At 41.3% G+C, this 13,855-nt stretch carries 11 protein-coding genes and 1 pseudogene; 9 read left to right on the top strand and 3 right to left on the bottom strand.

The window, feature by feature from the left end; all coding sequences use genetic code 11:
- The first annotated feature begins 159 nt into the window (after nt 1-159).
- The 5 genes from NE671_RS08375 to recD2 all read left to right on the top strand — a co-directional run bounded on the left by NE671_RS08375 (nt 160) and on the right by recD2 (nt 6,585).
- Nucleotides 160-972 carry a purine-nucleoside phosphorylase gene (locus NE671_RS08375; RefSeq protein WP_022427082.1) on the top strand — a complete coding sequence of 271 codons (813 nt, stop codon included), beginning with the start codon at nt 160-162 and terminating at the stop codon, nt 970-972.
- A gap of 37 nt (nt 973-1,009) precedes the next feature.
- Entirely contained in the window at nt 1,010-2,200 is a 1,191-nt protein-coding gene (locus NE671_RS08370) for a phosphopentomutase (RefSeq protein ID WP_256163866.1), read from the top strand.
- A gap of 12 nt (nt 2,201-2,212) precedes the next feature.
- Nucleotides 2,213-2,881: a deoxyribose-phosphate aldolase gene (gene deoC / locus NE671_RS08365; RefSeq protein WP_092071010.1), complete on the top strand. Its 669-nt coding sequence runs from the start codon at nt 2,213-2,215 to the stop codon at nt 2,879-2,881.
- Nucleotides 2,882-3,139: 258 nt separating this feature from the next.
- Complete coding sequence (locus tag NE671_RS08360) at nt 3,140-3,832, top strand: MBL fold metallo-hydrolase (protein WP_114002500.1); 693 nt, start codon at nt 3,140-3,142, stop codon at nt 3,830-3,832.
- A gap of 122 nt (nt 3,833-3,954) precedes the next feature.
- Nucleotides 3,955-6,585, top strand: coding sequence for an SF1B family DNA helicase RecD2 (gene recD2 / locus NE671_RS08355; RefSeq protein WP_256163865.1), 2,631 nt, complete (start codon nt 3,955-3,957; stop codon nt 6,583-6,585).
- Between the two features lie 29 nt (nt 6,586-6,614).
- Here recD2 and NE671_RS16170 read toward each other — a convergent pair.
- Nucleotides 6,615-6,698, bottom strand: a pseudogene (locus NE671_RS16170) (AsnC family transcriptional regulator); the annotation flags it as partial.
- Between the two features lie 35 nt (nt 6,699-6,733).
- Here NE671_RS16170 and NE671_RS08345 point away from each other — a divergent pair.
- The gene (locus NE671_RS08345; protein WP_044961387.1) at nt 6,734-8,089 is read left to right on the top strand and encodes an MATE family efflux transporter; all 1,356 of its coding nucleotides are present in this window, start codon (nt 6,734-6,736) and stop codon (nt 8,087-8,089) included.
- Nucleotides 8,090-8,323: 234 nt separating this feature from the next.
- Here NE671_RS08345 and NE671_RS08340 read toward each other — a convergent pair whose 3' ends face one another.
- Entirely contained in the window at nt 8,324-9,520 is a 1,197-nt protein-coding gene (locus NE671_RS08340; RefSeq protein WP_021651233.1) for an MFS transporter, read from the bottom strand.
- A gap of 307 nt (nt 9,521-9,827) precedes the next feature.
- On the opposite strand from NE671_RS08340, the gene NE671_RS08335 reads away from it, so the two are divergent.
- On the top strand, nt 9,828-10,715 hold the full coding sequence (locus NE671_RS08335) for an AraC family transcriptional regulator (RefSeq protein WP_022427004.1): 888 nt from the start codon (nt 9,828-9,830) through the stop codon (nt 10,713-10,715).
- A gap of 70 nt (nt 10,716-10,785) precedes the next feature.
- Here the strand turns inward: NE671_RS08335 and hcp are convergent, their stop codons facing one another.
- Nucleotides 10,786-12,360: a hydroxylamine reductase gene (gene hcp, locus NE671_RS08330; protein WP_173746509.1), complete on the bottom strand. Its 1,575-nt coding sequence runs from the start codon at nt 12,358-12,360 to the stop codon at nt 10,786-10,788.
- A gap of 149 nt (nt 12,361-12,509) precedes the next feature.
- Here hcp and NE671_RS08325 point away from each other — a divergent pair, with 149 nt between their 5' ends.
- On the top strand, nt 12,510-13,202 hold the full coding sequence (locus NE671_RS08325) for a Crp/Fnr family transcriptional regulator (protein ID WP_022427006.1): 693 nt from the start codon (nt 12,510-12,512) through the stop codon (nt 13,200-13,202).
- A 157-nt stretch (nt 13,203-13,359) separates the two neighbouring features.
- Nucleotides 13,360-13,830: a GNAT family N-acetyltransferase gene (locus NE671_RS08320; protein WP_256163864.1), complete on the top strand. Its 471-nt coding sequence runs from the start codon at nt 13,360-13,362 to the stop codon at nt 13,828-13,830.
- Nucleotides 13,831-13,855 lie beyond the last annotated feature (25 nt).

Raw genomic sequence — 13,855 nt, 5'->3', positions numbered from 1 at the left:
AAGCGGATTTTTGGGGAGGATTTTATATGGAGTTTAACAATAAGGTAGTGATTGTGACGGGAGGCGCGCAGGGCATTGGAAAGACCATTGCAGAGGAATTGCCTTTATGAAAAAAGCATAAATATAATGACAACACCCAAAAGAAAGGAAGAAGTAATCATGTATAAAAAATTAATGACATGCCTGGAAAGCGTAAGAAAGAAAATTGATTTCAAACCAGAAGTTGCACTGATCCTTGGATCCGGACTTGGAGATTTTGCAGATGGAATTCAGATTGAACAGACCATCGACTATACGGACATCGAGGGATTTCCGGTTTCTACTGTAAAAGGACATAAGGGACGTTTTGTGTTTGGGTATGTGGAGAAAACACCGGTTGTAATCATGCAGGGACGTGTTCATTATTATGAAGGATACGCAATGTCAGATGTTGTTCTTCCAACGCGTCTTATGGGAATGCTCGGTGCGAAAAAAATCCTTCTCACTAATGCTGCAGGAGGAGCTAATCCTTCCTATAAACCGGGAGATTTCATGATGATCACAGATCACATTACAACGGGAGTTCCAAGCCCTCTGATAGGACCGAACATGGATGAGCTGGGAACCAGATTTCCGGATATGAGTGAGGTATACAGCCGCCGTCTTCAGGATGTGATCCGCAAATGTGCAAAAGAATGTGACATCAAACTTCAGGAAGGTGTTTATGTACAGTTTACAGGACCGAATTATGAGACTCCTGCAGAAGTAAGACTTGCACAGAGATGGGGTGGAGATGCAGTTGGAATGAGCACCGCATGCGAAGCTATGGCTGCCCGACACATGGGAATGGAAATCTGTGGAATTTCCTGTATCACAAATATGGCAGCAGGAATTTCCCAAAAAGAGCTTAACCATAAAGAAGTGCAGGAAACAGCAGACCGCGTAGCGAAATCCTTCAAGGAATTAGTAACAAAAGTTGTTGTAAATATGTAAGATCCATAAGTAAGACAGCAGAAAGGAGACAAAAATTATGAAGAAATATAAGAGAATATTTACTATTGTAATAGACTCCTTTGGGGCAGGAGAAATGCCGGACGCAGCCCAGTACGGGGATGAAGGAACAGATACTATGGGACATATTTCCCAGAATGTAGATGAATTTACGATTCCAAACCTTCAGAAGCTTGGAATTGCAAATCTTCATCCGTTGAAACAGGTTGCAGCAGTGGAGCGACCAATGGGTTATTATACATTTTTAAAAGAAGCCAGTACCGGAAAAGATACTATGACAGGACACTGGGAAATGATGGGGCTTCACATCACAAAACCGTTTAAGACTTTTACAGAGACCGGATTTCCAAAAGAGCTGATCGATGAGCTTGAGAAGAGAACGGGACATAAAGTAATTGGAAACAAGAGCTCCAGCGGAACAGAGATCCTGGATGAACTGGCTGAGGAAGAAATCGCTACCGGTCATATGATCGTTTACACATCTGCTGATTCTGTATTGCAGATCTGCGGAAACGAGGAGACTTTCGGACTGGATGAACTGTATCGCTGCTGTGAGATCGCCCGTGATATCACCATGAGGGATGAGTGGAAAGTCGGACGTGTTATTGCAAGACCTTACCTTGGCAAGAAAAAAGGTGAGTTCAAACGTACCAGCAACCGCCATGATTATGCACTGAAGCCTTACGGAAAAACTGCGCTTAATGCATTGAAGGATGCAGGTTATGATGTGATCTCCGTTGGAAAGATTTTTGATATTTTTGACGGCGAGGGACTGACAGAGTCCAATAAGTCAAAAAGCTCTGTTCATGGAATGGAGCAGACAATTGACATTGCGAAAAGAGAGTTTGAGGGGCTTTGTTTTGTAAATCTTGTAGATTTCGATGCTCTTTGGGGACATCGACGCAATGTAAAGGGATACGCAGAGGAACTTGAAAGATTTGATGTAAAACTTGGTGAACTTCTTAATGAGCTTCGTGAGGATGACCTTCTGATCATTACAGCTGACCACGGAAATGATCCGACACATACAGGAACTGATCACACAAGAGAAAAAGTACCATTTTTTGCTTATTCCCCATCTATGGGGGGATACGGAAAACTGGAAGATCAGAATACTTTTGCAGTAATCGGTGCAACGATCGCAGATAATTTTGAAGTTAAGATGCCGGAGGGAACAATTGGAAGTTCTCTTCTGGATGAACTGAAGTAAAAGGAACGTAAAATGGATAAAAAAGATATATTAAAAAAGGTGGATCACACATTACTTGGACAGACTGCAACATGGGATGATATTCGAGGAATCCTGGATGATGCCATGAAATATGAGGCTGCATCTGCATGTATTCCGGCTGCTTATGTAAAACAGGCAGCGGAATATGTAGCGGGAAAACTTCCGATTTGTACAGTGATCGGTTTCCCGAACGGATATAATACAACTGCTGTAAAGGTATTTGAGACGAAAGACGCCATTGCAAATGGTGCTTCAGAAATCGATATGGTTATTAACATCGGATTTTTAAAGGATGGAAAATATGAGGAAGTAGAGAATGAGATTCGTGCGATCCATGAAGCTTGTGATGGAAGAATCCTCAAAGTCATCATTGAGACATGCCTTCTTACCGAAGAAGAGAAAATTAAAATGTGTGAGATCGTTACAAATGCAGGAGCAGAATTTATCAAAACTTCTACCGGATTTTCTACAGCGGGAGCAACTTTTGCAGATGTAGAGCTGATGAAGAAATATATTGGAAAAAATGTAAAAGTTAAGGCAGCAGGTGGAATTTCATCCTTCGATGATGCAGAAAAATTTATCAGTCTTGGCGCAGAGCGTCTTGGAACAAGCCGTCTTATTAAGATCCTGAAAAATACGGACACTGGTGCAGGATATTAACACTGTGAAAGAGGACTGTCAAAGACAGGATTATACATGAATTATGAACTAACAACAAGTAATAGAATTTGTAAAAGTATCATTTCACATTTTTCTACCAGCTGTGGATAAAGGATGGACGGAATCTAAAAAATACGATAAAATCTGTATTAGAAATGCTGTTGTCGTGAAATTTACAAACGCTCGAAAAAGGAAAAATAAACATGGCAAAGAAAGATTTGCTATCCGGTACCGGCGTTAATTTATATAGGTGATATTATGAAAATTACTTACATTAACCACAGTGGATTTTTGGTTGAGACCAGAGACTGCTACTATATTTTTGATTATTACAAGGGTGAATTACCGAATCTTGACAAGGAGAAAGAAGTGATCGTTTTTTGCAGTCACTTCCATAAGGATCATTTTAACCCACAAATTTTTGGGATCCTTGATGATATGGGAATGACTTATCAGGCAATCCTGGCGAATGATATACGAAAAAGGAATCATTTGTCGGATATGAAGATCACATATGTTTATCATGATCAAGCTTATAGTTTGGATAATGAAACCAAAGTTGATACATTGCTATCTAACGATAGTGGTGTCGCATTTATTGTCAAAACAAAGGAAGGTACCATTTATCATGCCGGTGATTTAAACGACTGGTATTGGGATGGTGGGTCGAAAGCTGATAACCAGAGACTTACTTCAGCATATCGCGCGGCGATCAGGAAAATCAAGGGTATGCATTTTGACGCTGCATTTGTTCCCTTGGATCCGAGACAGGGAGATCACTATGCTGACGGGATCCTGTATTTCCTTAAAAATGTAGATTGCAATGTCATTTTTCCAATGCATTACTGGAATGATGCCAATGTAATTAAGCGGTTTATTACTGAATATCCGCAATATAAGTCACGCATTAGAAACACAGAATGTACAAAAGGAGAAGAAATTTCATCGTAGACCCAGATGGCTACTGGCTTGAGATTCTGCCGTAAAGCGGATGTATGTTGGTGATCTTTTATGGATCAGAGCATTTTATTCTGTGGTCATTTGTAATGAATTATGAGTAGAAGGAGACGGGCATGGAGCACTTACGTTGTGTAGTTGAGAGAATTACATATCAGAATGCCGACAATGGCTACACGGTTCTGAAATGTGCGGTGAAGAATTACAGTGATCTTGTCACAGTAGTTGGCACGATGCCGGATACCCATGTTGGTTCTGTGCTGTCTCTGGAAGGTATGTGGAAGATGGATGCCAAATATGGGCGGCAGTTTTTGGTGGAGAAATTTGAAGAGACACTTCCTGCCACAGTATATGGAATCGAAAAATATCTTGGTTCCGGTCTGGTGAAGGGCGTTGGTCCAAAGTTTGCAAAAAGAATTGTGGAAAAATTCGGGAAGGATACACTGGATGTTATTGAAGAGACACCAGATGAACTGCTCAAAGTATCAGGTATAGGAAAAGTACGTGTAGACCGGATCAAAACAAGCTGGCAGGAGCAGAAAGAGATCAAGAATATCATGCTTTTTCTGCAGAGTCATGAGGTCAGCACCTCTCATGCGACAAAGATTTTCAAGACGTATGGAAGTGAGAGCATTGCGATCGTAAAGGAGAACCCATACCGGCTTGCAGATGACATCTGGGGAATTGGATTTAAGACAGCGGATTCCATTGCACAGAAGATGGGGATTGACAAAGGCAAATTTGTCCGTCTGCGCAGTGGCATTTTTTATACATTGAATAAGCTGGCAGAAGCAGGTCATTGTTATACAACAAGAGAACAGCTGACTGGAAGGGCAAAGGAACTTCTGGAAGTGGAAGAACCGGAGCTGGAGATCACCTTGGATGAGATGATCCGCACGAATGATGTGATCAGAGATGAAGCAGAAGATCGGGAAGCAATTTATCTGCCCCCATATTATTTTTCAGAAAGTGGCTGTGCAAAGCGGCTGCTTCGGTTGATGTCCTGTGGAAAGAAGAAATCTGAGGATACGGAAGAAATATTGGAGAAAGTAGCAGCTTCATCAGAAATTACTTATGACGAGATTCAGTGGCAGGCGGTAAAGACAGCGGTTTCCTCTAAGGTCATGGTGCTGACCGGTGGACCTGGAACCGGAAAGACTACAACAACTCTGGGAATTATTTCTGCATATAAGCAGGCTGGATGTCAGATCATTCTTGCTGCACCGACTGGAAGAGCAGCAAAGAGAATGTCAGAAGCAACTGGAATGGAAGCAAAAACGATTCACCGGTTATTGGAATATAAACCTCCGGAAGGCTATCAGAAAAATGAAGAGCATCCGCTGGAAGGAGATGTGCTGATACTGGATGAATGTTCCATGATCGATATTATGCTGATGTATAATCTTTTAAAAGCATTGCCGCAGCAGATGTCTCTGATTCTGGTAGGCGACATTGATCAGCTACCAAGTGTCGGAGCGGGCAATGTTCTCAGAGATATTATTGATTCCGGATGTGTTCCTGTAGTTCGTCTGACACGGATTTTCCGTCAGGCACAGGGAAGTCGGATCATCATGAATGCACACCGGATCAATAGAGGGGAAGGCATTGATATGAGAGGCGGGAAAGATGCCGACTTTTTCTTTGCCACCAAAGAGAGTAATCAGGAAGTGGTGGATACTATCATCCAATATTGTAAGACGAACCTGCCGAGATACTATCATGTAGATCCACTGCAGGATATTCAGGTGCTGACTCCGATGCAGAGAGGCGAATGTGGGGCAGTAAATCTGAACCAGGTGCTGCAGGAAGCCATGAATCCGTCAAAGATCTTTCTGCGGAGAGGCGGCACACAGTACCGGCTGAAGGATAAGGTGATGCAGATCCGGAATGATTACGATAAGGAAGTATTTAACGGAGATATTGGGACTATCACAAAAGTTGACGTGGAAGAACGGGAACTGACAGTTCTGTTTGATGAACGGGAAGTAATTTATGATGTGACAGAGCTGGACGAACTGGCGCTTGCCTATGCAGTGACGATCCACAAATCCCAGGGAAGCGAATATCCAATCGTTGTCATGCCATTTACTATGAGTCATTTTGTCATGCTGCAGAGAAATCTCCTTTATACAGGTGTGACCAGGGCGAAAAAGATCCTGGTACTTGTCGGAGAGAAGAAAGCTGTGTATTATGCGATAAAAAATGAAACGACAACTGGCAGAAATACATGTCTGGCAAGACGTCTGCAGCCGGACAGCAAAGAAGCACAGGAAGTGAAGGCACAGCTTTTGAAAGAAGCAGTAGACGAGACCGCAAATGAGAATGGAAGCGACAGTAAGAAGATGATCGTCTATAAGGGCAGCATCCAGCCTTCTATGGTATGTGAGACACCGGCAGTTTATAAGGGAAATCTCTGGAAACGCCTGTCGCAGTCAAAGTTCAGAAGCAGTTTTTCCCTGAAGGCAAACGATCGGAGTTATGTATCAGAAAAGGGAATGGAGAAAGTACGTGAGCATGCCTGTGATTTTATCAGAAAGCGTCTTGCACCGGCAGAAATACCAAATGATGGAAAACAGACACCGATGAGAGGGCATCCGGTTTTTGTAGCCCAGCATGCCACAGCTACCTGTTGCAGGGGATGTCTGGAAAAATGGCATCGTATTCCGAAAGGACGGGAATTGACAGAAGCGGAGCAGGAATATATTGTAAATGTGATCATGGAATGGATCGGTCGGGAAATTCATTGAGAGAACGTCTCGGCTTTGGGGGCTGATTTTTATAGCCGTAATCCTTTAATATCTTTAATACGTGATAAGATCGTATTGCAGCTGCAGCTGATAACGCCGGGCAGTGTAGCAATAAGTGAAATTATGAAACCTGTGGAGGAATAGGATAATGTCAAAAGATGAATATTTGATCACAGATGCGCCTCTTAAAGCGCTGACGGTTTTTGCAATGCCAATGATTTTGGGCAGCTTTTTTCAGCAAATATACAATATGGCTGACTCTATCATCGTCGGCCAATTTGTTGGTTCCTCCGCACTTGCAGCTGTCGGGGCCTGTGCAGCGCTGACCAATGTTTTTATTTGTGTGGCACTGGGGGCAGGTGTCGGTGCCGGTGTGCTGGTGAGCCGCTATTTCGGTGCCAGGGAGTATGGAAAAATGAAGACCATCGTGTCAACATCCTTGTTTAGCTTTTTAATTCTAAGTATAGTCCTTGGGGTTTTTGGATTTTGCTTTTCCCACTGGATGATGAGTGTGTTACAAACCCCTGGCGATATACTGGATGATGCAGTGTTATATCTGCGGGTCTATTTTGTGGGATTTCCGTTTCTGTTTATGTATAACATTCTTTCCAATATGTTTACTTCCATAGGCGAATCAAAAATCCCGCTGGGGCTCCTGATATTTTCGTCAATCTTAAATATTTTTATGGATCTCTGGATGGTGGCCGGACTTGGTCTCGGTGTGTTTGGTGCAGCCCTTGCGACTCTTATAGCACAGGGAATTTCTGCGGTGTTTTCACTTTTGCTTTTCCTTAGCCGGATGCGTCGATATAAAAGTCGCTTTGACTGGTTTGACAGGCAGGAGTTACATTCCATGCTTCAAATTGCTGTACCTTCGGTTCTTCAGCAGTCTACAGTGTCCATTGGTATGATGATCGTACAGGCTGTTGTAAATCCCTTCGGTACACAGGCACTTGCGGGGTATGCGGCGACGATGCGGGTAGAGAATGTTTTTTCATTGATTTTTGTATCCATTGGCAATGCGGTTTCCCCATATGTTTCCCAGAATCTTGGCGCAAAGAAAATTGAACGGATCAAAAAAGGATATCACGCTGCACTGGTGTTAGATGTATGTTTTGCAGTTCTTGCTTTTATAGTCATTGAAACACTGCACACGCAGATTTCCTCGCTATTCCTTGGTAAAGATGGAACTGCCCTGGCCTATCAGGTATCCGAGGGTTATATGAGATGGCTTGGTTACTTCTTCATCTTTATGGGAATCAAAATGGCAACCGATGGGGTTCTTCGTGGTCTTGGGATCATGCGCCCGTTCCTCATTGCAAATATGGTGAACCTGGCGATCCGCCTGTCTGTTGCTTTGATCTGTGCACCGCGTTTTGGCATTGTATTTGTCTGGCTTGCTGTACCAGCCGGTTGGTTTGCAAACTTTTTAATATCCTATGTGGATCTTCGGAGATCATGGCCGACTGATAGCAGCACGGAAGAAGGGGATTACAGTTTGTAATATCCTGGCATACAGCACAGAACGTGTGGCACGTACTGCGATCATGATGATATTAAATCTGAGTTTTGCAATGCGGGTACAGATGAAGATGCTGGCATGCGGAAATCATGACAATTTTACCAGAAATCTTCAGGTTCCGCTCAATGCTGTATCAGGTCTATAGTATCTGGCAGCAAAGTGATGATACAGCTTCCGGGTTTGCAGAGTGAAAAAAATATAATTACAATCAATAAGTCAGTGCTTTGATATCTTCTTCCGATACAGCAGGAATAACATAAACAATAGAATTACTGGAAAAATAAGTCCGAATCCCATGCCGATCTTAATATTATTTCCAGCATTCTGAGTGATACGACCAACAATTCCAGGTCCAATGCTGCCACCTAAATCTCCTGCCATGGCAAGAAGAGAGAACATAGCCGTTCCACCTGTTGGAAAAGTTTTTGAGGAAATACTGATGGTTCCAGGCCACATGATTCCAACTGAAAATCCACATGCAATACAACCGATCAGTCCGATGATCGGGTTGGATGACAAAGCAGTAAGCAGATAACAGACAACGCATAATATGCCTGAACCACTCATAAACTTCATTAAATCTAACTGCTCTCCATATTTACCAAAAATTATACGGCTGATTCCCATTGTTACTGCAAACATACATGGACCTGTTAGATCTCCCAGAGCTTTTGATAATCCCAGAGCTGATTCTGCATAAGCAGATGCCCATTGAGCCATTGCAAGTTCAGAAGCTCCGGAACAGATCATCAGACATATTGCAACCCAGAAAAATGGCTTGGAAAACAGATCTTTAATTTCCATTCCAGAACCATTGTCAACCAGAGATTCAATGGGACAGGTCATGAAGTTATAAGTATTAATTGCAGGAATGATTGCCCATATTACGGCGAGCCACTTCCAACTGTCTATTCCAAATATCAGGAAAAATAAGCTGGAAATCAAAATTGTCCCAACAGCTCCCCAACAGTAAAACGAATGGAGCAGACTCATAGTTGCTTCTTTGTTTTCAAACGGACAGGCCTCGATAATAGGACTGCAAAGTACTTCTATTAAACCGCTTCCGATGGCATAAACAATAACACTACATATAATTCCAATAAAAGGATCAGGTAAAAAATCAGGTAAAAATGCCAGTCCAAGCAGACCCAATGCAGCAAATATTTCTGATGCAACAATGCACACACGATATCCGATATGATCTACGAATTTGGCACAGAACAGATCAACCAGAAGCTGTGTGAAAAAGAAGAAAGTGGATATCAGAGCAATGTTACCGAGAGAAATATGGTAGTCACTATGAAATTTCAAAAAAAGAAGCGGTGCGAAGTTTGCCGCAATAGCCTGTGTGATAAATCCCATATAACAGGCTATTTTTGTCTTATGGTAGTTAGTTTTTTTTACAGCATTCATTTTTTATTTTCCTCTCCGAATGTTTTTAACAGTTTTATGTTCAATCTTCACATTCATCAATACTTTCACAAAAAAGTCTGTTCTGGGTGGTGCGGTTATTTCAATTTTGTCGCCCTCAATGTTGATCTCACTTTCATTCATCCATTTAAAAATCATAAGAATACCTCTTTTCTTTTTTTACTTGATTATATAGCAAATATCAGATATATACATTGAATTAAATTATAGAAATACTGTATAATATCGTAAAAAAGAAAGAACGTGATATGGGATGGATTATAATAAAATACTTACAGACGAGGAGTTCATGGAAATTAAACAGCATGGAAGCAGTGATTATCCGTTCCAGTATTATTATGATAATCTGGAATTGTTTGATTTTCATTGTATTGAGTGGCACTGGCACAGAGAATTTGAGTTTTTATATGTCGAGTCCGGACAAGTTACATGCGGAATAGGAGAAAAACAGATTATATTGTCAGAAGGAGAAGCAATTTTTATTAATTCTAAAATATTGCACCGCTTTTACGCATCATCAGGTGGTATCATTCCTAACTTTGTATGTATGCCGGAATTTATTGCACCGGAGAACAGCCTGATCTATAAGAAATATATTTTGCCAATCATTTCATCGAATATATATTTCCAGCGTTTTCAGCCTGATGAACTATGGCAAACAAAGATTATACAAACTATGATAAAAATAATGGAAATACAGAGGAATGAGAAAATAAGAGAACTTGCTACTTTGGCATTGCTGCAGGATTTATGGCTGACTTTTTATGAAAATGTAAAGTTATCTGATAAAGGAGATGTACAGACAGTGGATGAAGTTGCACAGAAAAGAGTGCAGTTGATCATGCAATATATACATGAAAACTATAATCGCAATTTGTCTCTGGATGAAATTGCTTCGCATATAGGAATCAGCAAAAGTACTGCACTTAATTTGTTCCACCGTTTTTTACATACTACACCGGTTAATTATCTGATAGGATATCGACTTCAGGCAGCTTCCTGGTTATTGAAAAATACGAATAAAAAAGTAAAAACGATCGCTTATGAAAGCGGATTTCATAACGTTGATTATTTTTGCAGATTGTTTAAAAAACGTTATCATTTAACTCCATCAGAATATCGCTGCACATGTTTAAAAGTGTTGTCGGCTGATCCGAGTCTTCAGACCTGTAAATAAAGCCGATGCAGGACTTTTGGAATCCTGTATCGGCTTTGTTGATTTTGTAAAGGCTTTGAAAAATTTACTTTTACTGGTTCATCAGTGCTTTGATATCTTCTTCCGGTGTGGTGATAGGTGCAATACCATAATTTTCAACCAGAAAGTTCAGAATATTAGGAGAAAGGAACGCCGGAAGAGAAGGACCAAGACGGATATTTTTGATACCCAGATGCAGGAGGGTTAACAGGATACAGACTGCTTTCTGTTCATACCAGGAGAGTACGAAGGAAAGCGGAAGCTCATTTACAGAACATCCAAATGCATCTGCAAGTGCCACAGCAACCTGGATCGCACCATAAGCATCATTACACTGACCCATATCCATCAGTCGTGGAAGACCACCGATCTCTCCCAGATCGAGATCATTGAAACGGAATTTTCCACATGCCAGGGTGAGAACGATACTGTCAGAAGGTGTCTGCTTTACAAATTCCGTATAATAGTTTCGACCTGGTTTGGCACCATCACAGCCGGCAACCAGGAAGAAATGGCGGATCGCACCTGATTTTACAGCCTCTACTACAGTACCTGCATGGGACAGGATGGCTGCATGACCAAAACCGGTTGTCACTTTTTTTCCGCCGTTGATACCGGAGAACATACGATCTTCTTTGTAACCGCCCAGCTCCAGTGCTTTTTCAATAAGCGGTGTGAAATCTTTCTTCTCGTCAATATGGACAGCTCCCGGGAAGGCAACCACTTCTGTTGTAAATACTCTGTCAGCGTAGCTGCTTTTTGGAGGCATCAGACAGTTGGTAGTGTAGAGGATCGGGGCCGGAAGATGGTCAAATTCTTTCTGCTGATTCTGCCATGCAGTTCCGAAATTGCCTTTCAGGTGAGCGTATTTCTTTAAGAATGGATAGGCATGGGCAGGGAGCATTTCACCATGTGTATAGATATTGATTCCTTTTCCCTCAGTCTGTTCAAGCAAAAGCTGCAGATCTTTCAGATCATGTCCGGTCACGACAATAAAAGGCCCTTTTTCTACCGTAAGTGTAACATCAGTTGGCTCTGGTGTTCCATAGGTTTCTGTATTTGCCTTATCAAGAAGTGCCATGCACTTCAGATTGATCTCTCCTGTTTTGAGTACTGTGGAAAGCAGTGCTTCTGTGCTTTCTTCATAACCGATCTTAGATAATGCCTCGCAGAAGAACTGATTCACTTCGGCATCTTCATAATTCAGAACACTTGCATGATAGGCATAGGCAGCCATTCCGCGGATACCAAAGAGAATAAGAGATTTCAAGGAGCGGATATCTTCATTGGCATTCCACAGCTGCTGAAGATCATATTCCTTTGTTCTGCAGTCAGGAGCCAGTCTTTCTTTTTCAGCTCTGACTTTTTGTATCATATTTTCGATTGCTGCATTGTCAAAACTTACATTTGTAACTGTAGTAAACAATCCTTCGATTATGATCTGTCCGGTCCTTTTTGAAATAGTTTCCGTGCTGTCGGCAGCTTTAGCCAGACTGATCAATGCACCTGTCAGCTCATCCTGTAATTTCGCTGTATCTGCTTTTTTTCCGCAGACACCGGCATTTCCGGTACAGCCGGTACATCCGACTGTCTGTTCACACTGAAAACAAAACATTTTTTTATCCATTATTGTATTCTCCTTTTATTCTGTGATTTTTTCGAAGGATCTTTCTTATTATTTTATCCTCGACTAGTAGTATTTATCCTTGGTTTCTGTTAGGAGTATAGTATAATAATTACAACGTGTATGTTTGATTTCCAACAGGAGGATTAATTTTGAAAAAATATTTACCCATTCTAAGAACGAGCCCTTTCTTTAAAGGTCTTACTGATAATGAGATATTATCCATACTGCATTGTGTAAATGCAGCAACAATCTCCAGAAAACGGGATTCTTATATTTTCAGAGCCGGAGACTCTACCGAAGTAATGGGACTTGTGGTGGCAGGCTGTGTTCTTGTTATTCAGGAAGACCTGTGGGGACATCGGAATATTCTGTCAAAATGTCATGCAGGAGATTTTTTTGGTGAACCATATGCAGCAAGTCCGGGAGCTGTTCTGAATGTCAGTGTGGTAGCAGACGAAGATTGTGAGATTATTTTATTAAATGTTCAAAGGCTTCTGGTTTCCTGCCCAATAGTATGTGAGCATCATCAGAAGCTAATCCGTAACCTGGTCGGTGTTCTGGCAAATAAGATCCTGATCCTCAACGATAAGATCACACATGTGGGCAAGCGAACGACAAGGGATAAGCTGTTGTCCTATCTGTCGTCGGTATCTATCAGACAGGCATCGTTATCCTTTGATATTCCTTTTGACCGGCAGCAGCTGGCAGATTATCTTTGCATTGACCGTGCGGCAATGTCTTCGGAGATATCAAAGCTGCAAAAAGAAGGACTTATAAAAACAAACAGAAACCATTTTGAGCTGACTGTCTGTAATGATACGGATTCAGGAATAAAAATGTGATATACATCACGGAAAACGATAAACTTTTTCATTATAATACAAAAGGAAAGTGAGACTGCTTAAAGTGATTCTATTGTTATAAGCGTTCACACGATGGTATTATGGTGTATGTATAAAGAATCTATGAAATCAGTTATTGAAAAACAGGAGGAAAAATATGCTCATCAGAAAAGCAGAAGAAAAAGATATTCCGAGGATCCTGGAATTGTTAGGACAGGTGCTGCAGATCCATGCAGATATAAGGCCTGATATCTTTATTCCGGGCACAACAAAATATACGACAGACGAATTGACAGAGCTTTTGAAAAATGAAGAAAAGCCAGTATATGTTGCAGTGGATGAGGCTGATGTTTGTGTGGGGTATGCATTTTGTCAATTAAAGGAGCAGCCTTTTTCAAACAATATGGTACCGTTTAAATCTCTTTTTATAGATGACCTGTGTGTCGATCAGGAGACACGAGGACAGCATATTGGGGAAAGCCTGTTTGAATATGTAAAAAAAGAAGCAAAGCAGCTGGGATGCTATGAAGTGACATTGAATGTGTGGGCAGGAAATACTTCAGCAGAAAAATTTTATGAAAAAATGGGAATGCGGACAAAAGAAAGACAGATGGAATACATATTATAAGATGGTTGAATTGTTCAGGAAAAAA

It is taken from the genome of Blautia sp. DFI.9.10, from assembly GCF_024461705.1.
GTDB lineage: Bacteria > Bacillota > Clostridia > Lachnospirales > Lachnospiraceae > Blautia_A > Blautia_A fusiformis.
This window is presented reverse-complemented; position numbering and strand designations above follow the sequence as displayed.

Bases quoted from the DNA above. Each gene is read 5' to 3' on its own strand.
- NE671_RS08375 (WP_022427082.1), top strand. From the start codon at position 160: ATGTATAAAAAATTAATGACATGCCTGGAAAGCGTAAGAAAGAAAATT.
- NE671_RS08370 (WP_256163866.1), top strand. From the start codon at position 1,010: ATGAAGAAATATAAGAGAATATTTACTATTGTAATAGACTCCTTTGGG.
- deoC (WP_092071010.1), top strand. From the start codon at position 2,213: ATGGATAAAAAAGATATATTAAAAAAGGTGGATCACACATTACTTGGA.
- NE671_RS08360 (WP_114002500.1), top strand. From the start codon at position 3,140: ATGAAAATTACTTACATTAACCACAGTGGATTTTTGGTTGAGACCAGA.
- recD2 (WP_256163865.1), top strand. From the start codon at position 3,955: ATGGAGCACTTACGTTGTGTAGTTGAGAGAATTACATATCAGAATGCC.
- NE671_RS08345 (WP_044961387.1), top strand. From the start codon at position 6,734: ATGTCAAAAGATGAATATTTGATCACAGATGCGCCTCTTAAAGCGCTG.
- NE671_RS08340 (WP_021651233.1), bottom strand. From the start codon at position 9,520: ATGAATGCTGTAAAAAAAACTAACTACCATAAGACAAAAATAGCCTGT.
- NE671_RS08335 (WP_022427004.1), top strand. From the start codon at position 9,828: ATGGAAATTAAACAGCATGGAAGCAGTGATTATCCGTTCCAGTATTAT.
- hcp (WP_173746509.1), bottom strand. From the start codon at position 12,360: ATGGATAAAAAAATGTTTTGTTTTCAGTGTGAACAGACAGTCGGATGT.
- NE671_RS08320 (WP_256163864.1), top strand. From the start codon at position 13,360: ATGCTCATCAGAAAAGCAGAAGAAAAAGATATTCCGAGGATCCTGGAA.